The sequence below is a fragment of the Psychrobacter sp. HII-4 genome (assembly GCF_904846595.1).
Classification (GTDB): Bacteria; Pseudomonadota; Gammaproteobacteria; order Pseudomonadales; family Moraxellaceae; genus Psychrobacter; species Psychrobacter celer.
Genome location: NZ_CAJHBJ010000025.1, coordinates 19,902 through 40,885, shown reverse-complemented (window position 1 = coordinate 40,885; position 20,984 = coordinate 19,902). Strand labels below are relative to the sequence as shown.

General features: G+C 48.8%; 19 protein-coding genes. 10 read left to right on the top strand and 9 right to left on the bottom strand.

The genetic code is table 11. From position 1 onward, the window contains the following. The first annotated feature begins 405 nt into the window (after positions 1 to 405). Together JMX98_RS10700 and JMX98_RS10695 are read left to right on the top strand one after the other, a co-directional pair. Entirely contained in the window at positions 406 to 981 is a 576-nt protein-coding gene (locus JMX98_RS10700) for an isochorismatase family protein (RefSeq protein ID WP_201586514.1), read from the top strand. A gap of 64 nt (positions 982 to 1,045) precedes the next feature. Beyond that, complete coding sequence (locus tag JMX98_RS10695; protein WP_201586512.1) at positions 1,046 to 1,648, top strand: DUF1287 domain-containing protein; 603 nt, start codon at positions 1,046 to 1,048, stop codon at positions 1,646 to 1,648. Between the two features lie 111 nt (positions 1,649 to 1,759). On the opposite strand, the gene asd is transcribed toward JMX98_RS10695, so the two are convergent. Continuing rightward, entirely contained in the window at positions 1,760 to 2,614 is an 855-nt protein-coding gene (gene asd, locus JMX98_RS10690; RefSeq protein ID WP_201586523.1) for an archaetidylserine decarboxylase, read from the bottom strand. Between the two features lie 110 nt (positions 2,615 to 2,724). Here asd and dtd point away from each other — a divergent pair, with 110 nt between their 5' ends. The 3 genes from dtd (at position 2,725) to phoR (ending at position 5,333) form a co-directional block, all read left to right on the top strand. Next, positions 2,725 to 3,180: a D-aminoacyl-tRNA deacylase gene (gene dtd, locus JMX98_RS10685; RefSeq protein ID WP_201586510.1), complete on the top strand. Its 456-nt coding sequence runs from the start codon at positions 2,725 to 2,727 to the stop codon at positions 3,178 to 3,180. 187 nt (positions 3,181 to 3,367) lie between these two features. Beyond that, positions 3,368 to 4,072, top strand: a complete 705-nt coding sequence (phoB, locus tag JMX98_RS10680) for a phosphate regulon transcriptional regulator PhoB (protein ID WP_201586507.1) — start codon at positions 3,368 to 3,370, stop codon at positions 4,070 to 4,072. Between the two features lie 169 nt (positions 4,073 to 4,241). After that, the gene (gene phoR, locus JMX98_RS10675; RefSeq protein ID WP_227526345.1) at positions 4,242 to 5,333 is read left to right on the top strand and encodes a phosphate regulon sensor histidine kinase PhoR; all 1,092 of its coding nucleotides are present in this window, start codon (positions 4,242 to 4,244) and stop codon (positions 5,331 to 5,333) included. Positions 5,334 to 5,420: 87 nt separating this feature from the next. Here phoR and JMX98_RS10670 read toward each other — a convergent pair whose 3' ends face one another. Beyond that, a complete protein-coding gene (locus JMX98_RS10670; RefSeq protein ID WP_227680137.1) occupies positions 5,421 to 6,041 on the bottom strand; it encodes a M23 family metallopeptidase in 621 nt (206 codons plus the stop codon). Positions 6,042 to 6,212: 171 nt separating this feature from the next. On the opposite strand from JMX98_RS10670, the gene JMX98_RS10665 reads away from it, so the two are divergent. Then, positions 6,213 to 6,950: a putative quorum-sensing-regulated virulence factor gene (locus JMX98_RS10665; protein WP_227680136.1), complete on the top strand. Its 738-nt coding sequence runs from the start codon at positions 6,213 to 6,215 to the stop codon at positions 6,948 to 6,950. Positions 6,951 to 6,969: 19 nt separating this feature from the next. On the opposite strand, the gene JMX98_RS10660 is transcribed toward JMX98_RS10665, so the two are convergent. After that, positions 6,970 to 7,881 carry an alpha/beta fold hydrolase gene (locus tag JMX98_RS10660; RefSeq protein WP_201586499.1) on the bottom strand — a complete coding sequence of 304 codons (912 nt, stop codon included), beginning with the start codon at positions 7,879 to 7,881 and terminating at the stop codon, positions 6,970 to 6,972. 317 nt (positions 7,882 to 8,198) lie between these two features. Between JMX98_RS10660 and JMX98_RS10655 the strand changes: the two genes are divergently transcribed. Next, positions 8,199 to 8,882: a TIGR00730 family Rossman fold protein gene (locus tag JMX98_RS10655; protein ID WP_192992902.1), complete on the top strand. Its 684-nt coding sequence runs from the start codon at positions 8,199 to 8,201 to the stop codon at positions 8,880 to 8,882. Positions 8,883 to 9,076: 194 nt separating this feature from the next. On the opposite strand, the gene JMX98_RS10650 is transcribed toward JMX98_RS10655, so the two are convergent. Both JMX98_RS10650 and JMX98_RS10645 read right to left on the bottom strand, forming a co-directional pair. After that, a complete protein-coding gene (locus tag JMX98_RS10650; RefSeq protein WP_201586516.1) occupies positions 9,077 to 10,600 on the bottom strand; it encodes an FAD-dependent oxidoreductase in 1,524 nt (507 codons plus the stop codon). Positions 10,601 to 11,490: 890 nt separating this feature from the next. Continuing rightward, a complete protein-coding gene (locus JMX98_RS10645; RefSeq protein WP_201586496.1) occupies positions 11,491 to 12,579 on the bottom strand; it encodes a GNAT family N-acetyltransferase in 1,089 nt (362 codons plus the stop codon). A 424-nt stretch (positions 12,580 to 13,003) separates the two neighbouring features. On the opposite strand from JMX98_RS10645, the gene JMX98_RS10640 reads away from it, so the two are divergent. After that, positions 13,004 to 13,282 carry a type B 50S ribosomal protein L31 gene (locus JMX98_RS10640; RefSeq protein WP_201586495.1) on the top strand — a complete coding sequence of 93 codons (279 nt, stop codon included), beginning with the start codon at positions 13,004 to 13,006 and terminating at the stop codon, positions 13,280 to 13,282. Between the two features lie 90 nt (positions 13,283 to 13,372). Here the strand turns inward: JMX98_RS10640 and JMX98_RS10635 are convergent, their stop codons facing one another. From JMX98_RS10635 to JMX98_RS10620, 4 genes are all read right to left on the bottom strand, one after another. Next, the gene (locus JMX98_RS10635; RefSeq protein ID WP_201586493.1) at positions 13,373 to 14,188 is read right to left on the bottom strand and encodes an SGNH/GDSL hydrolase family protein; all 816 of its coding nucleotides are present in this window, start codon (positions 14,186 to 14,188) and stop codon (positions 13,373 to 13,375) included. Next, entirely contained in the window at positions 14,182 to 15,576 is a 1,395-nt protein-coding gene (locus JMX98_RS10630; RefSeq protein ID WP_201586490.1) for a nicotinate phosphoribosyltransferase, read from the bottom strand. The genes JMX98_RS10635 and JMX98_RS10630 overlap by 7 nt, the downstream gene beginning before the upstream one ends. A 152-nt stretch (positions 15,577 to 15,728) precedes the next feature. After that, complete coding sequence (locus JMX98_RS10625; protein ID WP_201586488.1) at positions 15,729 to 16,775, bottom strand: bifunctional nicotinamide-nucleotide adenylyltransferase/Nudix hydroxylase; 1,047 nt, start codon at positions 16,773 to 16,775, stop codon at positions 15,729 to 15,731. Between the two features lie 201 nt (positions 16,776 to 16,976). Continuing rightward, positions 16,977 to 17,954: an alpha/beta fold hydrolase gene (locus JMX98_RS10620; protein WP_201586485.1), complete on the bottom strand. Its 978-nt coding sequence runs from the start codon at positions 17,952 to 17,954 to the stop codon at positions 16,977 to 16,979. Positions 17,955 to 18,499: 545 nt separating this feature from the next. On the opposite strand from JMX98_RS10620, the gene nfuA reads away from it, so the two are divergent. Together nfuA and JMX98_RS10610 are read left to right on the top strand one after the other, a co-directional pair. Then, positions 18,500 to 19,183 (top strand): Fe-S biogenesis protein NfuA, encoded by a 684-nt coding sequence (nfuA, locus tag JMX98_RS10615; protein WP_201586480.1) that lies wholly within the window; start codon positions 18,500 to 18,502, stop codon positions 19,181 to 19,183. A gap of 285 nt (positions 19,184 to 19,468) precedes the next feature. After that, positions 19,469 to 20,779: an O-acetylhomoserine aminocarboxypropyltransferase/cysteine synthase family protein gene (locus tag JMX98_RS10610; RefSeq protein WP_075102550.1), complete on the top strand. Its 1,311-nt coding sequence runs from the start codon at positions 19,469 to 19,471 to the stop codon at positions 20,777 to 20,779. The last annotated feature ends 205 nt before the right edge of the window (positions 20,780 to 20,984 follow it).

Here is a 20,984-nt window from a genome sequence, read left to right as displayed (position 1 = left end):
GTATGGTCATACCATCAGCGATGCTAAAAAGTACCTGTTTGCGATAGTCTATTGAATAAGTCATGGTTCATTTCATTAAATGCAATTGTTAATAGGATTGTATCGGTTTTATTTGGATTAGACTATACGTAATGCTAGACGTCATTACATGTAGTAATGGGGTGTTCATTATTAAAAGACTAACCCATTTAAAGTTTTATGCTTAGATTAATGATACGCCCCAGCTAAACAGTATGAATCAAGCCTAATATCCTGTTCATAATTGTTAATAAAAATTATCTGCATTGACGCCCCTACAAATCTATGACTAAATAACAGTGAAGCGAACAAGCGTATGAAATGAATAAAATCTATAAGCCAGCACTATAATATAGCTATCATTGTCAGTCGTACAAGGAGTGTACTATGTCTACCATGATTACCGACCGCACGTATCGTATCGCCCGCGAAAACACCCAAGCGATGCTGATCGATGTCCAAGAGCGACTCACCCCGCATATCTATGATCATGAAAATATCGTCAAAAAAACCGTGACACTGATTAAGGGGCTGCAGGCGCTTGATATCCCTATCATGCTCAACGAGCAGTATAAAAAAGGCCTTGGCGATACTCTGCCTGAGATTCGTGAGGTGCTTACAGATAACAACGCCAAAAGCTTTGAAAAAGTGACCTTTAGTGCGTGTGATAACGATGAGTCATGGCACCATTTGGCGCAGCAAAACCGCAGTATTGTGTTGCTGTTTGGGGCAGAGGCGCATGTATGCGTCATGCAAACGGCGCTTGATTTGTTAGACAACGGTATGCAGCCGGTCATCATCGGGGACGCTGTCGGTTCGAGATTTCCGTATGACAAAAAACAAGCCATTCGCCGTATTCGCCGTGCAGGTGGAGTGATCAGCACGGTTGAGTCTATCTTGTTTGAGCTGTGCCGCAGTAGCCAAGATCCGGCGTTTAAAACCATTAGCAACTTAATTAAATAGTATCTAATGAATATCTCGATCACTATGACATGACCCAAATATCCATCAGAACAAGGCAGAATGAATGAATAGGAACAAGCGCTACGGTTCAAAGAGTCTTCTAGCAGTTGTATTATCAGTCATGCTCATACAACCAACCGTTGCTGCCAGTCCTATTAGTAGTGGTAATAAGCTGGCGCTGGATGCCAAAAAGCAAATCGGTGTCACTGTCAGCTACGATCCTGCGTATCGCAAGTTGGCGTTTCCTCGCGGAGACGTGCCAATAGAGACCGGCGTCTGCACTGACGTGATAGTACGTGCGTATCGCTTGCAAAACATCGATTTGCAGCAGTTGGTCAATCATGACATGAAATCGAACTGGTCAACGTATCCGAAGCATTGGGGTCTAAAATCAACCGATAAAAACATTGATCATCGCCGTGTGCCCAACCTTGAAGTTTACTTTGAGCATCACGGGCAGGCGCTATCTATTACGGATAAAGACAGTTTTAAAGCTGGTGATATTGTGACGTGGCGGCTGCCAAATAGTAACTTACCCCATATCGGTATCGTCTCCGATAATAAGGCCGCCGACGGCACGCCGCTTATTATTCATAATATTGGCCGTGGTACGCAAGAAGAAAATATTCTGTTTGCTTATCCTATTACCAAGCACTTTCGCTATTAGTTTTCCATTCTTGCTATCAGTTCTCACAGTCTGGTTACACAAAGGGCCAATAGTATGAATGATACTATTGGCCCTTTTTATTGCTTAGCTTTTTAGAGTTTGCTTTGTAGCTTACAAAGTTTCTTCAATATTAATAGGGTTTGCTAAGCCTAGCAGTTGCCCCATTTGCACATCAGTATTAGCCACCATATTGTCTTGCCATGCTGCTTCTGCGCCTTTTGGCAACACTACTATTGCTGTTGAACCTAAATAAAAGCGACCAAGCTCATCGCCTTTTTCAAGCTTCATGTCGTGCTCGGCCTCTTGAATATCGTCGGTACGGCTGATTTTGCCAGTGGCGACTGTCTCAATACCAGCGACGATCATCGCACCGACCATCACGACCGCAGCTTTGCCGTAGGCGGTATCAAACAGGCACACCAAACGCTCATTGCGCGCAAACAAGTCAGGTATGCTGGCAGCCGTGGTGTTGTTGACAGAAAACAGTGTGCCCGGCACATAGCGGGTTTTGGTCAAGGTACCAGCAAATGGCATATGCACGCGGTGATAATTGCTGGGTGCCAGATAGACTGTGGCAAAACTGCCATCGGCAAAATAATGTCCATCTTCGCTATCAGCCAGCAGTTGGCCGATATCATAGTAGCGCCCTTTGGCTTGCAAAAGCTTATGATCGTCAATCTGACCGAGCTGCGAGATGATGCCGTCAGCTGGGCTGACAATCCCCTGCGGCGTGGCGTCGATAGGGCGCGCGTCTGCTTTTAACTCGCGAGTAAAAAAGTCATTAAAGCTCTCATAAGCACCTAAGTTTTGGCGCTCATACTCATCCAAGCTGATATGATAGGCTTTTGCAAAACTACGAATAAAGGTGCGCTTGACATAGGGGTGGCGACTGGCAGCCAAACGGCCAGCGACTTTACTGAGCTTTTGTTGCGGGACAATCTGCTGCAAGGTGGTGAATACATTCATAATACGGCGACCAAAATAAAGGTGAGAGAGTAGTAAATAGGCAAATAAATGATGATATTTTATCATGGACAGCCTAAGTTTGTATGAGCATAATTGGTAAGGGAGCATAAATGAAAGCATTGATACAGCGGGTACATGGTGCGAGCGTCAGCGTCGATGGGGATTGTGTCGGGCGTATCGAGCGCGGCGTGCTGGCATATATCGGTTTGGGGCCTGAAGACGACCTACAAACGGCCAAGCGAATGATTGATAAAATCCTTGGCTATCGTATTTTTGAAAACGACGATGACCCTACCAAATATGGCAAACTGGACAAAAATGTCCAGCAAGTCGCTGGCGGGCTGCTGCTGATATCACAGTTCACCCTGATGGCGAAGACCGACAAAGGCCGGCGTCCTGATTTTGGCGGTGCCATGCCACCAGATGCGGCGCGCGTACTGTTTGCTCAGCTAGTCGACTATGCCAACAGTCAGCACCCTCAGGTAGCGACGGGTCAGTTTGGCGCAGACATGCAGGTTGCGAGTATCAATGATGGGCCACTGAATTTTATATTAGATGTGAGCTAAAGCATCAAATGTGAATCATGATGGTGAGTGCCGTCTGTTTAAGGGAAGTGGCTTGGTCTATAGCAGCCGCTTAAATGACAAATGTCATCAAACTGTCACAATTACCGCGTTTAATAGACAAGCAGTGGCGAGTGATTACCGCTCTTTTTTATACGTCTGTTTTGTCCCTTATCACTGAGAATACCCTATGTATAATGAGCAAATTTTGATTGTTGAAGACGAACCTGCAATCCGCGAGATGGTCGTAATGACGCTAGAGATGGCCGGTTTTGATAGCTTGCAGGCAACGGACGTATCAGAGGCGCACCAACAAGTGGTCGACCATCGGCCAGCGCTGATTTTGCTAGATTGGATGCTGCCTGGGGACAAAAGCGGCATTGATTTTTGTCGTATGCTCAAAAGTGATGAGCTACTCGCTGAGATACCCGTCATCATGCTGACAGCCAAAAGCGAAGAGGACAGCAAGGTGCACGGTCTGGATGCGGGTGCAGATGATTATATGACCAAGCCTTTTTCGACGCGCGAGCTGATCTCAAGGATCAAAGCGGTGTTGCGCCGTAGCAATGCTTTGAGCGCCGACAAGGCTATTGAGATAGGCAAGTTAAGCCTCGACCCCAAAAGCCAGCGAGTCATGGCGTCTGGGCAAATCATCGATGTCGGACCGACCGAATATCGGTTGTTGGCGTTTTTTATGAGCCATCCTGAGCGCGCCTATACGCGCACCCAGCTGCTTGATCAAGTGTGGGGCGGCAATGTCTATATCGAAGACAGAACCATCGATGTGCATATCAAACGCCTACGCAAACTGCTGCGCCCTCATGACTGCGATAAGCTGATACAAACGGTGCGCGGTACTGGTTATCGCTTCTCAAGCGTTGTTGAGGCCAAATGATCGGCGCTCATACTCTCAAAATAGCCGCCGCAATTCTGTTGCCAGTCCAGCTATAATCACCATAATTATCAGTAAGTGATTACCAGTAAGGGCCACTTAGCAGATAGAGATAATCATCATTATAGTAACGAGATAACAAGTAGGGCAAAAAATAGGTCACGAAAAATGGATGAGTAACATAATGTCAAAGCAATGTACCGAACAAGATATCTCAGAGCCGATAGCGCTACAAAACACCACCGATCAATTAAAAAAAATAAGAAGTGCGCTGCGGGCGCTGCGCGATGCGGTGATTTTACTCAATGACAGTGATGGTCTGGAGTGGTGGAATCAGGCCGCTGAAGATTTACTATTATTACAGGCAGCAGATAAAGGCCGATGTATTTTTGACTTTATTGACGCATCTGAGTTTCGTCAGTACTATCAAGCGCCGACGCTGGCTGACGAAGGCGTACATATAAAGTCATGGCGCGCGCCTGAGCGCTATTTAAAGTGTGAGCTGACTCCATTTGCCGACGAAAAGCTATTGATCATCTACGATGTGACGCGTCTGCATCATCTAGAAGAGATGCGCCGCGACTTTGTGGCCAACGTTTCGCATGAGCTGCGTACGCCGCTGACCGTAATGATGGGGTATTTAGAAAACTTTTCGGATCAGCCAGACATGCCGCCGCACTGGAAGCGCGGCTTTGAGCTGATGACCCAGCAGACAGCGCGCATGAATAGAATCGTCAATGATTTATTGCTGCTATCGCGTATCGAAATCGAAGAGACTCATGAGCTGCATTATATCGATATGATCAAGCTGCTGACTCATATCTATGATGATGCACAGGCCTACAATCAAGAGTACGGTCATAGCATCCATCTACAGATAGATACCTATGATGGGCTGTACGGCTCAGAGATATATCTGACCAGTGCCTTATCCAACCTGGTGATCAATGCGATTAAATACACGCCAAAAGGTGGCGATATCACCGTCAGCTGGACCAAAACAGCAGAGGGTTGCCGTTTCGCCGTCGAGGACAATGGCATCGGTATTGCGCCGCAGCACATTGCCCGCCTGACAGAGCGTTTTTATCGTATCGACAAGGGTCGTAGCCGTGCCACAGGTGGCACAGGCTTAGGGCTGGCTATCGTCAAACACGTCTTATACCAGCATGAAACCAACCTACAAATCAAGTCGGTAGAAGGCAGCGGCTCGACATTTAGTGCGGTGTTTCCGCCAAATTACGTGCGCTCTGCGGCCATTAGCTGAGGTTTGATGGCTATTAATATAATATTTGATGGCTATTAGCCAATGTCAGATGGATACGCAAGCAATTGTCGTGCTTATCATGACAGGCTACCGGGCAGGCTCGGATTTTTGCAAAAGCGGGTAGGGGTTGACCGCATTGCCTTGGATATAAATCCCATAATGTACGTGCGGCGGTGTGCCCTTGGCGTTGCCGCTATCGCCGACATAGCCGATGATATCACCCGCATCGACCCAGTCATTGGGGGCGATATCGGCATACTCCTCTAAGTGCGCATAGTAGTGGCCAGCGCCGCCAGGACCGACGATGACCACCACACGCCCGCCTAGGGTGTTTTCGCCAACCTTACTGACGATGCCTGCTGTCGTCGCTTGTATCGGTGTGCCTCGCGCGGCAAATATATCGATCCCTTCGTGTGTGCGGCCTTGACTGCGCGCTGCGCCCCACGTGTCGCTTAGGTTTTGCTGAGGCAGTGGCGAGGGCAGGCTGTTTTCTGTTGGCAGATCTTGCTGCAATAATCTGAGCTGTTGCCATTTGGCGATGACAAAGGATTGGGTTTGCTGGCTGATGCTGGGCCATAATCTGTCTAATACAAACAATAACATCAACAATACTGCTGCTCTAATCAGCAGCTTGAGCAGGCGGCGAAAAAACCTAGGCTGCGGTGGTGGATTGGGCCTTGGTGGTGGCTTGTTGCCATCGGCGATCATAGCGATCCTTTGTCAGTATGGTTATAGATATTATAAGAGACCTGCGCTAGCAGGTTTGTATCGCATTGTTATATCTGCTTGTTATCTTTGGCTTTTAGCCCCATAAACAACAAGGCAGTCTATGGGATACCGTGCGTTGTTTGCGCTGGATAAAACAGACTGTTATCGATTATGGATACCCAACGTGCTACAGCGAGCTTTATGACTGATTGCCTCAATATGCCAAGTCTGACTGATACTGCTTTGGTTATCGATACCGAAACCGATCAAGGCCGTGACCCAAGACCGATTCAGGTTGCTACCATCAACGTAGCGACGGGGTTTGAGTGGATGAAGTACTTTAATAGTGGCCGTGCCATCTCACCGGTGGTCATCAAAGTACACGGTATCACCGACGATGATGTGGCGGGTCTTGAGCGTTTTGATCTACAAGCGTTTGATTTGCCCACCTACCTCATCGGCCATAATGTGCGCTTTGACTGGCGCGTGATAGGCCGTCCGACTACCAAGCTGATCTGTACGGTGCGGCTCGCCCGTGTGGCCTTCCCAGAGTGGCGCTACTACGGTCAGTCTAAATGTATCGAGCAACTGCTGGGTAAGTCTGCAGCGAGTGAGCTGACCTGCGCCGCCCATGATGCGCTGGGTGACGCCCGTATGTGTTATTTGCTGTATCAAGCATGCTGCACGCGTTTACAAATCGCGCCGACAGACTTTGCCGCGGCTCATGCCATCGCCAATCAAGCCAATCCTGCCAGTAGGATGCCATTTGGCAAATATAAAGGCCGACTTATCACCGAAGTCCCCATTGGCTATATCAAGTGGATGCTAGGTAATATCCATAATTTGCAGCCGTCGCTGTACTCTGCTCTACGTCAACGTGTCAAAGCAGAAGATGCGCAAAAAGATTGACGCCTTAAAAAGCCATGCTCTAACGCTGCTGCTCCAACCAGTCCACCGCCATTTGCCATAGTGCTGGGGCTTTTGCATGGGTGCGGCGACTAAAATAGCGCATATGACCGATATGACTTAAACCAAAATCTTGCGGGGTATAAAAACGCTTTTTGGCAGGCATCTTGGTAAACACACGTATCATGTCGTCTATATTGTCGCTGTTGGCGATATCATCGTCGCTAAACCCTAGCCACAAAGCGGGCATGCTAAGCTCATCGTAAAAATGAGTATGTATGCTGTGACCAAAGGCGGTTTTAATATAGCCTGAGCCATTGCACCACTCGCGCCACTGCCGAGCAACGCCGCGTGGTAATGGCTCGCCCATACCGATTTTATCCGCTGGTGTATAGCCTAATACCAAGTTACTAAGTGGAATAAAAGCATCCATAAAACCCATGGCCTTGAGCTTATAGGGCATGTCCATGTTTTTGATTTGCCCTGACGAGCAGGCGACATTGAATACAGACTGTACGGTATGATAGTTTGGCATCAAGCCAATCAGCTGACCGCCGGCACTGTGACCGATGATGTGATATGTGGTATCGGCAAACTCATCTTGCAGGGCGTCAAGCACGGCTGGCAGGTCATGACGCCCCCAACTGATCAATGAGGCGTCACATTTGGGCAGCTCAGTGCTTAACGACTCGCCGATACCTTCGTTGTCAAAGGTCAATACACCAAAACCGCACGTGGCCAAATAAGTGGCAAAATGGTGATAAAACTGACGTTTAATACCAGTGGCAGGCGCTATCATGACTGCCGCTTTTGTTGTATGTTGCGGGCGATATACTGTCGCGGCTAGCGGCTGATTGCGTTCAGTCATGATACTCAGGGCATCGGTTTTTATGACATGGCTGTCTGTTGGTAGGGAGTTTTTCGGTTCTTCCATGAGTTGGCCTTATGGTCTGATCTATAGTGTGGGGGCTGGTATTTTATGGTTGTGGCGGCTACAAGGTTTGGGCAGATCTGCTGGCTCTAACGGCGTGATGGTCAGTCCGTTATGAGACTCTGATGCGCGGCTTTGATGATATCAAGCTCATGTAACAGCACCGCTTATGTTAAGATAAATGAGGGTAGCTGAGGCGGGCAATGATGACTTGTAAGTTCTATACGCTATGACTGGAGCGGCGCTTTGTCACATTTTTATCGTCATCAATCAACTGATCACTCACCTAAAAACAATAATATAAAAATTAAGGAAGCACTATGCAAATGAAAATCAATAACGACACTTATGAAGTCATCACCAGTCAAGATATCACCAATATCGAAAAAGCCGTTGATAAATCCTCACTGACCATGCCGTTGGTTGCGGTGTATTGCGGCTCGCGCCTAGGTAATCATGAGGTGTATGAGCAAGCCGCTCGCGAGCTGGGACTTGCGCTGGCAAAAAACGGCATGGGTCTGGTCTATGGCGGTGCTAGCATCGGGCTGATGGGGGCGGTGGCGGATGAGGTCGTCAACGGCGGCGCTCAAGCGGTCGGTGTGATTCCAACCTTTATGCTCAAACACGAAATCGCTCACAATCAGTTGACGCGCCTACATTTGACCGACACCATGCATACGCGCAAAACCGTCATGGCAGAGTATGCCGATGCTTTTATCACCTTACCGGGTGGGCTTGGCACGCTCGAGGAGATCATGGAGATTGCCACGTGGCGTCAGCTTTATCAGCACGAAAAACCCATGATTATTCTGAATATCAATGGGTTTTATGACCGGATGATAGAGCACTTGGCCTATACCGCTGAGCAAGGGTTTATGAAGCAAGAAGATTTGGCGCGTCTGGTGGTGTGTAATACCATCGGTGAAGCGATTGAGATGCTAAAGACGGTGGTCACCATCGACGATGCTGTCGATACCGAAAAAATGGTGGGCAGCGAAAGCTAAATTGTGCAAAGTCTCACAGGTTGCCAAACTCAGAGATTAAAGCTCTCAGAGAGCAAGACGCTCAGAGGCCAAAAAGCGCAGACCATCTAATAGCGGTGGTCTGCGCTTTTTTTATTGAATTATTGAGTAGGAGTTTTGCCTCGTCTGCGCTGTGAGCGAGATAGAAGCAAAAATAAGCCAAGATAAACGATGCCTCATAAGCTAGACAGTATGGCCTCACGGATACCATGGTTTACTCCCGCCATGGCCACTGGAAAACCGCGCTGCTCAGCCAGCTCGCGAGCCACACTATCGATGGTCAAGCTATCGTTGTGCGTCAGATATGGCCATTTATGAGCATAGCGGTGACGGTTTGCGGGCGTATCTGTTGTCACCAAACCCAGATCAGCCAGCTCATTGACGATTTGATCCGCTGCAATCAAGGTCGAGGAGGCTTTGACGTTTTCTGCACGGGCATAGCGGATATCGGCATACAAGCTGACGTCAGCGACGCGCAAAGTATCGTCTTCTCCAGGGATTTGCTGCCCACCATATAGGGCATTGCCAACGGTACGAGCACTATGAAAGGTCGGTACAAACTGCGCCACATACTCGATGGCTTGTTGGCTACGCGCTTGTAGCGGCGCTTTGTCCCAGCCATCCTCGATGTAGTGTACGTACTGCTGCGGTAGCTTGGGCTGGGCGCTGTCAGTATTCGACGCCACCAACCCATCATCAAACAAAGTAATGGCATGACTCATGCCATGAATCTGAAAATAACCATCAGGATAAGGTGTCAGCTGCGCCATCCCCTCAGGGGTGCCGCGATTGCCGTAGACGATGATCTCGGGTATCTGACCACCAGCTTCGCCCCAGTGGGTGATATAGGAGGACTTAAATTCGACCATACGGGTGACGGCGACACCGACCATATCATCGATGATGCCCGTACGAAATCCGCACGCATTGATCAGGTAGTCGACCTCGATAGCGTCTTCTTGCACCGCCTCTGTCGAGCTGCTTGCTGATTGGTAGTCGATGCGCCATTTGGTCACATGGTGATCGGCGTTTGTACAGTTTTCACAATCGACAGGCATGACCTGTGTCACCGTCGTATCGGTAAACACATGAGAGTGCTCATACTCTGCCAATGCCAGCTGTGCTGACGCGGCAAGGCGAAAGATATTCCAGCCGTACTCTTGGACGACGATAAGCGGGAACTTGACTTTGTTTAAATCCAGATACTTGGCAACTGGTATCATCCACTCATCGACGGTGCGAGGAATGGCGACTTGCTCACGCTCGGCCAGCGCCAGCAACTGCTCATGGTTATAGAGCTGATAGTAGTCCTCAGGCTCGCCCAAGACTTTATTGTTTGGGTCCTGCGCGATCAGCTCGCGATAGGCGTCTGTCAAAATCTCAAGACGTGGTAACAAATCCTCAGGCAAGCCCTCATCGCGTGTCGGGACGGCAAACACGGTGGGGCGCACATCGATGGTATAAGGGTATAAGCGCAAAATATCGATACACTGCTTGAGTAAGGCGACGCAGTCTTCGTCAGGGATTTCGCGATACAAGTTGCCGCCGGCATGCAAGTGGCACATTGGTGGGCCGTCGATGAGAGATTGTTTTTTTTCAAACACATACGTCTCAAGCCCCAATGCAGCCAAGCGAATGGCAATCGTCGCGCCTGCCGTACCGCCGCCTAAGATACCCACACGCTTTGCCGGTCGCGGCATGTCCGCCGTCTTCGCCGATGCTTCATCAGTGGCTGTATTTGCTGGTATGCCGCTATGGCTAGAATTGGTGTTGTGATAAACGGATTGCGTCATTGTCGTTGTCATATCCTTAATAGCCTGAGCCGCGCTTAGGCTGCACTTATTAATTATAGGGTCGGTCGCTTTTGATATGCGTGCGCCTATCGCCAACTTCAACATCTTATCGTCATTGTTAGTCAATGCTGATCGTTCGTATAAAGCTGTTTTAATATAGGGGATATTTTACGAAAGTTGAGGCGAGCATAAGATGACAAATACGTAAGTACATGCATGAGTTTTGTCAGTAGAGCCAAGAGCAAGACAACCCAGAGCCTGTATAAAGCGATAAGGCGCCTTGGTATAAAAGGTAGGCAGTCTGCTGGTTTTAGAATAAAAATTAGCCCAAACGATAAAGGGTGACCGCTGCAAGTAGCGTTGACTTTTGTAAAATAATCCGGCTTTTGTAACAGTGCACATTAAGACAAATGCCGCGTTTTAGCCTGCGCTATAGTCGATACATTCTAAAAATGTCATAGCGCTACTGGGATGCTATTTTTAAACGTAGGTTGCGCAGCCTCTGGGAACGCAGCACGCAAGTAAAATTTATACCAGTAGCGCGTCTAAATTCATAACAGTTTTACATTCAGCTAACTATATATAGTGAACAAACCTTAAAACAGCGACAGCGCTACCGGTACTCACTTTTTTATTTGACAGCAATGTGTCTTACTTTTATCCACATTTTTAAAATAAAGATATGCCCTAGTCAAGAGCAGCCATGATGGTGGCTGCTTTTTGTGTTGGCTTATGACTGTTAGGGTGATGGTGATTAAGATGATGGTCGTATAAAAGACGGACGTGACAAGGGCGCTTTATATATCTGCGAGCGCTTCAGCTGGTGCGGTTTTTACCGCAGGCACGGTGGTGGCAGGTTTTCTATATAAGGGGAAAAAGTCTGAATGTGACTCATCTGGGGTCAGTCTACGCGCGGCTACCAGCTTGGCATACTTGTCTGGGTTGATGATGAGCCTATAGGTCTTAAACAGCAACTCTTGTGAGCTAAAGCCCTTTTTGTACTCGTATAAAGAATCCAGCGCCGCGCCCACACCGCCGCCTAAGTGGAGAATTTGATAGTTATTTTCTCTACCCCAACTGCGGGCGGTATGAGTAATTAGCTTGGAGGGCTGCAGATGAGAGTAGGCACCGCACGTGCCGCCGAGGTGAAACTGTATAATGCCAGACTCTCGGCAGAGGGTATAAATAGCAGACGCAATCGGCGTATCGTCTTGATAGGCGGTGATGAGTAGTATCCGGTCTTGTAGGTTTTCTAGCAGATTAAAAAAGTAATCGTCATCAAAAAAATAGTATTGATCGGCCTGCACATGCGCCATGGTTTCTTTATAAATGGCAGAAAACACCAGCGCACTGGCTTTGGTCAACCGCTCAATTTTGGTCACGACATTATGCTTGATGGCTTTTTTGATGCCTCGGCGATGACGGTTTTGCGTCTCGCTCCAGTGCGCGGCCTCAGACTGACTCAGATCAGACATCAGTGTAAGGCCATGAGTCAAAGCCTTACCAACCGTCGGTATCCAGACTTTATTGATAATAGGGTGCAGGCGCATAAATAACGACACGCAGCCTTTAGCAAAAAGCCGCTCCTTCACTGCTTGCAGCATACAATCTGCCTCCGCATCACTAAGCGACTTGTCCATCAGTGGGCCACCATAGCCGTAAGTGGTGGTTGCATCCCAGTATGCCGAGTCTATTTTGCGGATGATAATGGGCAAAAAAAGTTGTTTGTTTTTATAGGTGGCTATCAGTCCCATCGGCGTGCCTTTATCGACTATCGCCGAAGCCGCCACCCAGCCTGATAAATGATATATATCAAAATGACAGTGTTTTATTTTTTTGTCCCATTGTTGATCGATATTAAGAAAATCTATCTGTACGGTATCCATCCTTCTGCTCCCTCAGAGGTTTGTATTCATAAATCCGCATGTAAGAATATATCAACAAACCAAGGGGTAAACAAGAAGAGAAAGGCTTTTATGTAATATATTGAATATAAAAGTGTGAGTACAGGTTTTTAATTTAGCAGGGAGCGGCGTAGAAGTGCCATCACGGCTCTAGTGTGAGTAAAAGATGCCGCGCAAAGTTGGGACACGCTCTTGCATCAAATGCCAAAAACCGTTAAAATCGCGGTTTGATTTTCCCGCTGGGGAAAGGCTAAGTGAACAGAGGCGTGGTGTTGGGTGCTGGAATAAGCCAGTGATGCAGTTGCCACTCTTAGACATGTCCTTAGTGCCTCAGTTACGTATGCCAGCATGTGTTTGATTGCTCATCAAGCCGCCTGATACATACATCGGACATAGAGAGATTATTATGCGTAAAGATATCCATCCTAACTACCAAGAAGTTTTGTTTCACGACACCAACGCTGATGTGTTTTTCTTGACTCGCTCAACGGTCAGCACAAAAGCCACTCGTGAGTACGAAGGTAAAGAATACCCATACTTCCCACTTGATATCTCAAGTGCATCGCACCCATTCTATACAGGCGAGCAGCGTAAAACCTCTACTGAAGGCCGTGTTGCTAGCTTTAACAAACGCTTTGGTGCATTCAGTGGCCGTAGCAAAAAAGCGGCTGACTCTGCTGAGTAATATGCGCTTATCGCGTCATGTTATATGGCGCAGTATAAAAAAACCGCTGAATAATCAGCGGTTTTTTTATGTCAAATCAGCCAGCATCTGTTAGCGCTCAAGGAGCTGTGCGATTAGCGCCGCCAGCTGCTGCGCCCACAAGCCATAAGTCAAGCCGCTGGGGTGAAAGCCATCACTGGCAAACATCGCCGCGCTATCAATGGGGCCGCTGCCGCTGTGCATTTCGGCCATCATCGCAAAGTCAGCGGCCATGTAGTGTACACCGCCCTGAGCCTGGCACACGTTTTGTAATACCTTGTCGAGTGCCATGGCTTTGGCACCGATAAAGGCGTTGAGCGGCGCGGGTAGTGCTGGCATTTGCGCCATCGGTGGTAGGCTTGAGAAGACAATCTTGCGCGCGCCAAATTTGCGCTGAGCAATGGTGATGATCTGCTCGAGTTGCCGTTGCCACTGGTCGGGGGAGACGTTCGCTGTGGTGTCATTGACCCCGACGCTCAAAACCATGATATCAACAGGCTCGATGGGTGCAGACAGCACATACAATCGCCGCAAAATATCAAAGCTGGTGTGCCCCGTCGTCGCCTGCAACGACCAGACAATCTCAGCAAACTGGCTATGAATAATTGGCTGTTGCTGCAGCATGGGGATTAGCTTGCCTGCCAGTGCTTCTTGCTGTGTCAACGTCCCGACCCCTGCTGCTGCGGAGTCGCCGACGATCATCAACTGTAGCGCAGGCTTCGATGCTTGGGCGAGCGTCTTAGTCGCTGATACTAGAGTGACCCGGCCGCATCTCTCACCGGTAGGCTCAGGGAGGCGTACCGTATCACGTTTGACCTTGATACCTTGATACAGATAAATTGGCGCAAGCAGCATATCTTTTTTGGATAAGTTTAGAGAAGCTACCATCCTGCACGCTTCCGAATGGTGGTCAGGCTGTCGTCGATCAACAGCTTACCGTCGACATACACATCGCGTAGTAGGTTGTCAGCAGTCGATAAGTCGTCGAGTTTGATGGTTTTTGGTTGGCCTTGGGTCTGATTGATCAACGCCAAGCGGCCTTTTTTTGAACGTTTTGAGCGACTGGTCACAGGGTCCTTATAGATATCCTTCCAAACGCCATCGATACAAATGGCGCTGGCTTTCATCGCCCAGCTCATGGTGTCGCGGTTGACTTGCTGCAATAATCCGCCGCCCATCCCAAAGGTGATGTTATCTGCGCTAAACCCAGCCTTTAGTACCACATCGATGATGCTGCCCAAAGTGTTTGGGCCGATACCATCACCTTGGATGATACGCACATAATCTGGCAATACCTTATAGCCTTTACGATTGATAGTGGTGCCAAACTTCACAGCCAAGCGCTCTAAAGCTTCGCGTACCACTTTGGCAGGCTCGCCGCTGTCTGGTCTGATGATCAGCGTGCCGCCCATGTTTCGGACCTCGTCTTTGAGGCGGCCGCCCCAGATATTATCTATGGCGTTCCATAAGTCGTAGCTGTCAGAGACCACAGAGACACTTTTGCCCGCGCCGCCAAACTGCGTAAGCATATTGGCAAAGGCGGCTGTCTCGCCGTCGCGGCCCCAAGCGGTCATGGTACTGTGCTCGGCGGCCGGAATCGAAAACGCTGGCATGTCTTTATCCATCCGATACCAACGGCTGGCGGCGACCAGCGCCGTCATCGAGTCGGTCCCTGCAAAGTTTACCAAATGTGCCAAACTGCCTAAAGCGACTGATTCTTGGCTAGAGGCACCGCGCGCGCCAAAATCATGCAGCCGAAACGTAAGCGAGTCGCTATTGTCGGCAGACTTTTCTAGGGCCTGACGAATGATGCTTTTACAGTAATGCGAGACGCTAGCGACGGTGGAGGGGTACCAAATAGCGCGTAGCAGTGCGGTCTCGATATAGCTTGGTAGCCAGTAAAACTCAGGATCGGTATTGATGACTTGGCAGACGACGTTTGAGATAGGGACGACGCTGCCTTCAGGGACGGCCTCGATACGTAGTGGCAGGTAGCCACCGTGTTTATCGACCAAACGCTCCCAGCCTGCACGGTTAAACGTCAAGCCATGCGCTTGAATGACCATTTCGGCTTCATCGATATCTTGATGGGTGATAGGGGTGCTGAGGTACTCTTTGATAAAAGCTTGTAGACCAAAAAACACCACGTCGTAGTCGCCTTTACGCGCCTCAATGTAGCTTGACAGATACTCACTACCGCTTGGGTATTGCACCCAATGTGAGGTCTTGTAGCTGTCGCTATTTAAGATTAAGTTACTCAGATTGCCAGTGTACATCACAGAACTCCTCTGCGTTGAGATGCCGCGGCTGCCTTGTTATATGACAGCTGCGGCGGTGAGCCGTTACCGTCTATCGGTGCCGGCATAAAAACGTTACTTAGCCTGCTTTTAACACAATAATCATAAAGACTCAGCGCGCTGTTTGCCTATTATAGCCCTACCATTTTGGTAATGATCGCATAGTGGTCTTCAAACATCATGGTGGCGTCCAGCTCAGCCAGCGGCAGCCAAAAAGCCTTGGCCGCATCGTCGCCGCCTTTGACTTTGGGCAAGCCTTTCGGGTCGTTTTTTAGCTGAAAATAAAACGCTTGGGTAATCGTACGACCGCGCGCGGAGCGGTACGGATCGTCAAAGGTATGCTGACTATGGCAAGAGCCGCGTAATACTGGCTCAGGGACTTTGAGCCGTGTCTCCTCGCGTAGCTCACGGATACAGGCATCAAACAAGGTCTCTTTTGGGTTCACAAACCCACCGGGCAACGCCCAAAGCCCACGTCCTGGCATGCTGCGGCGTTCTACCAATAAGATATGGCCTGATTGTACAATCAGCGCATCAGCAGTCATAAAGGTGGGCGGATAGGGCGCAGCCTGCCATTGTCTTTTATATTTATCGATAAAATCGGCTTCTTCGTGCAGCTGTTGATAGTCTTCGGTTTTTTTGAAATCATCGAGCACTTGACGGGTGGACTCAGGCGTACGCTCAGGTGTTGGCGTCGCCCCCATCAGATAGCTGTCGCGGATAGGCGTGGCTGATAGGTTGTGATAATTGGGAACGGAGACAGAATCCCAGTTGGGAAACAATGATAGATAATACGACGAGCTGTCTTTTGAGTGGCCTATCAGGCCGATATCACTTTGCAAATCACCTGTGACAGATTTGACACCGGCTTGTACGTATTGAAGCCAGCGCGTGTCATTATATAGTGCATCATCTAACCCCACGCAGTGGATGCGCGCGGCATCAGCAGATGAGTACGCGCCCTTAATCATCGCGGCACGCTCAGCGACGCTAAAAGGATTGCGTAGGCTGCGTGGTAGGTTGGCTGAGCCAATCAGCATAATCACTTCATCAGCGCGCTGTAGCGCCTCGTCGACGACCGCTTTATGCCCTTGATGAAAAGGCTGAAAACGTCCGATAAAGACCAGATAACGATAGTGTCTGCGCTTATCTGTTTGCTGCTCTACTGAATCACCCATATGTGCCACTGTCCTGCCATTGATATTTCATTAATAAAAATAAAGGTTAAAAACCATGCTGCCAATATGACACAGCAGCAGTGCCACTGACAAGTGCAAAGATGTTTTATACCGTGTATGGGTTTGCTGATTTACCAAAAAAGGAGCGAGCAGACGCTAACACCTTTACGGTGGTGATCATCTGGCGCTATAACGATCAAGTCATCTGGCGTGCTGTTCGATCCAAGCGGCGACCGTTGGCCAAATCTCTGTCGCTGCATGACGGCTAATCATAATGCGGCTATGGGTATAATCGTCTAAATCACCACGGCTGCGCGCATACTCTCGAAAGACATTGGTAGCGTTATTATTAGTAGAGGTGGGGGCAGAAGAAGGGCTGCTATTAGTAGCGCGGTTAAAGGCATCAAAAAACCGCCGACAGCCAGCGGTTGGGGAGATGAAGTTATCACCCTTGGCACTGATGGCATAGATAGGCATCGTAACCATCGGCATGTGCTGTCGATAATCAAAAGGGGCATTGTCGGCAAACTGTTTGCGGCTGCTATTAAAGTTTTGTTGCAAGTTCCAATCAAACCACTGGTTCATGGTGTGATAGCTTTCGTTGATCGGCCCCAGTTTGAGCTTTTTGGCAGGGATATAACCGACCGCTTTTGTCACAAGCTTGGCAGCAAGTATCTTGGCGTAGCTGATAGGGCTGGCGGCCGCCCCAAACGCTTGACAGGCAAACATAGTGGCGCTGTTGATTTTATCGATATAATCTGGATATTGAATCAAAAACATCGTCAGGCCCAAGCCGCCGCCGCTATGGGTGACGCAGTGCAGATTATTGAGTTGTAATTCATCAAAAAAGTAGCGAAAAGTCGCCTCATAATCATAGGTTGCGACGGTCTCAAAATCAAACGCTTCTTTAGGCGCTGGGCTGTCGCCATGGCCGCGCCACTCCATGATGTAGCACTGATGGCCCAGACCGGCCAGATACTCGGCGATTTTTAGACAGGTTTGTTTGTCTGAAAAGGTGCCATGGGTCAAAAATATATTTTGTGCCTTGACGCTTGTGTCAGGGGCGCAAGGTGCGCCAGCCATTGCGTCCGCGTGTTGTTTGATACTGTCTGCTACCCGCCAAACGGCTATTTGCTCGCCGTCCTTGGTCGTCACTAGATGCCGCGTCCGTGTCATCATAAAGCGCTCTTTTATCCTCAGTTTTTATCACAATATCCCTATAACTGCCGCTTAGTTATACCATAATTGATGAGTCTTTGATGGCCGTTTTGTGACCAACCTAGCCAAATGAGTATATGAATGAAGCAAATTGAGCGATAAATAATAAAGGCATCAGAAATAAGGCGCTAGGAATTAGAGCATCAAGAATTAGAGCATCAGAGGTCAAAGCGTCAAGCGTTGAGAAACAACCACGGAGGTGCTGCTTGATAAATATGAGAGTCGTCTTTATATAAAGAAGAGCATATCAACGATCAGACACAGGGCAAGGCTGTCTGCAAGCGGTGTTAATTCGCAGTGGGGTAGTCGGAATTGTCGCCTGAATACGCTATAATAATGAGTATAAATGCCACAAAGCCTTGGTAGGCGTGAGCAACCCGTGACAGATACGCCCATCAGATGATAAATCGGTGCAGTTGGTACCCCCTTATCGTTACACACTCTACATTCACGACACAGTAGCCACGACAGGTATCGCGTTTGTGTCATAACACATAGGAAACATTATGAGTGAGCACAATCAAGCTGCTAATCAGTTGGATCAGTCAGCAGACTATGAGTCAGCGCTAGATACTGAGCAAGCGGACGTAAAAAGTAACATCACTATCACAGAGTCGGCGCAAGGTTATTTGGCCGATTTGTTGGCCAAGCAAGACACCGACGGTATCGGTGTCCGTATTTTTGTTGAGCATCCAGGGACGCCGCGCGCCGAGTGCTGCATGGCGTACAATCAGCCAGGCGAAGAAGACAGCGCAGATTTGGTGCTCACGTATGACGATTTTTCGGCGTTTATCGAGGCGGCTTCAGTGCCGTACTTAGAAGATGCGGTGATTGATTATAATAAAGACCGTTTTGGTGGGCAGCTCACCTTCCGTGCGCCAAACTCAAAAGTACCAAAGGTCGGTGCTGACGCCAGTGTCGAAGAGCGTATCAACTATATCTTGCAATCAGAGATTAACCCAGGCTTGGCCGCGCACGGCGGTATGGTGGACTTGCTAGACCTGATCGACGAAGAAGGCGTTGGTCTGACAGCCGTGCTAAAGTTCGGTGGTGGCTGTCAGGGCTGCTCAGCGGTGGATATGACCTTACGCCAAGGTGTCGAAGTCCAGCTTAAGCAGCAGATTCCTGAGCTGACGCAAGTGGTTGACGAAACCGACCACAGCCGTACTGAAAATGCGTATTATAAATAATCGGCGCGGCAAAGTCGCTCAAACCATTCAGCTTAGACAACGCTACTTAAATCTTAAATAAAGCTACTTAGATCAAATAGTATGGTTGCTTATGAGTTTTTGTCATTAAGAGATGAATGATTTGCTATTCTTTTCATAAAGAAGTTGAGTTATGATTAACTCAGCTTTTTTTATGCCTATCGTTTTTGTAGATGGCGTTTAGCGACAGCAGCGTAAAGATAACGATTTGACATTTTTTATCATGATATCCTTATTGAATCATAAATACCTACACAGGAGCACAGCATGAGTGACGGACAACCAGACCAGCAAAACCAAAATACACCGCGTCTTGAAACCTTGGCCATCCATGCCGGATACCAAGTTGAGCCAACGACCAAAGCGGTCGCCGTACCCATTTATCACACCAGCTCATACGCGTTTGACAACACCCAGCACGGTGCTGACTTGTTTGATCTCAAGGTCGCAGGCAATATCTATACCCGTATCATGAACCCAACCAATGCGGTACTAGAAGAGCGGGTGGCTGCATTAGAAGGCGGTATCGGAGCGCTGGCGGTGGCGTCAGGCATGGCGGCCATCACGTATGCCATTCAGACGATTTGTGAAGCGGGTGATAATATCGTTGCGGTATCGACGCTATATGGCGGTACTTATAATTTGTTTGCCCATGCGCTACCGCGTCAAGGCATTGAAGTACGTTTTTTTGACCACAAAGAGCCAGAAGCAATTCGCGATCTTATCGATGATAAGACCAAAATGGTGTTTGCTGAGAGTATCGGCAATCCGCTGGGCAATATCGTAGATATCCAAGCGCTAAGTGATATCGCTCACGAGTATGGCGTGCCTGTGGTAATCGATAGTACGGTGGCAACGCCTGCGCTCTGCCGCCCGTTTGAGTTTGGCGCGGATATTGTCATTCATTCATTGACCAAGTACATGAGCGGTACGGGCACCTCGATCGGCGGCGCGATTGTCGATAGTGGTACGTTCCCTTGGGGCGACTATCCTGAGCGTTTCCCGCTGCTCAATACCCCAGATGAGAGCTATCACGGTGTCAATTTTGTCAAAGACGTCGGCGCTGCGGCGTTTATCGCTCGTGCCCGTGTGGCACCGCTACGCAATACTGGGGCGGCAATCAGCCCATTAAATGCCTTTGGTATTTTGCAAGGTATGGAGACGCTCAGCCTACGTATGGAGCGCCATGTACAAAATGCCCAGGCCGTCGCTGAGTATCTGCGCGACCATGACAAAGTTGCGTGGGTTAAGTACGCAGGTCTATCGGACCACCCTGAGCACGAGCTGGCCAAAAAATACATGAAAGGTACGCCTTCTGCTATTTTAACCTTTGGGGTAAAAGGCGGGCTGGAGGCTGGCGCCCGCTTTATCGATGCGCTGCAGATGATCACGCGCTTGGTCAATATCGGTGATGCCAAATCGTTGGCGTGTCACCCAGCGACCACCACCCATCGCCAGCTCAATGAGCAAGAGCTTGCCAACGCTGGGGTCAGTGCTGACATGGTGCGTCTCTCTATCGGTATCGAGCATATCGACGACATCAAAGCCGATCTGGCACAAGCATTGGCTGCGGCTTAATATCGCCATACTGGTCATATCCGTACGCTATTTATACGTCACAAAAAAGCCCATATCGATAAGATATGGGCTTTTATTTGGCACGAAATATCGCTTAGACTAGGACGTGTCCCTATTTTAAAAATGGTGATAAAAATGAGATAAATCGAAGGCAAACAAGGAAAATAGCGCAGGTAATATCAAGATATTGGCCAGCTATTTGACA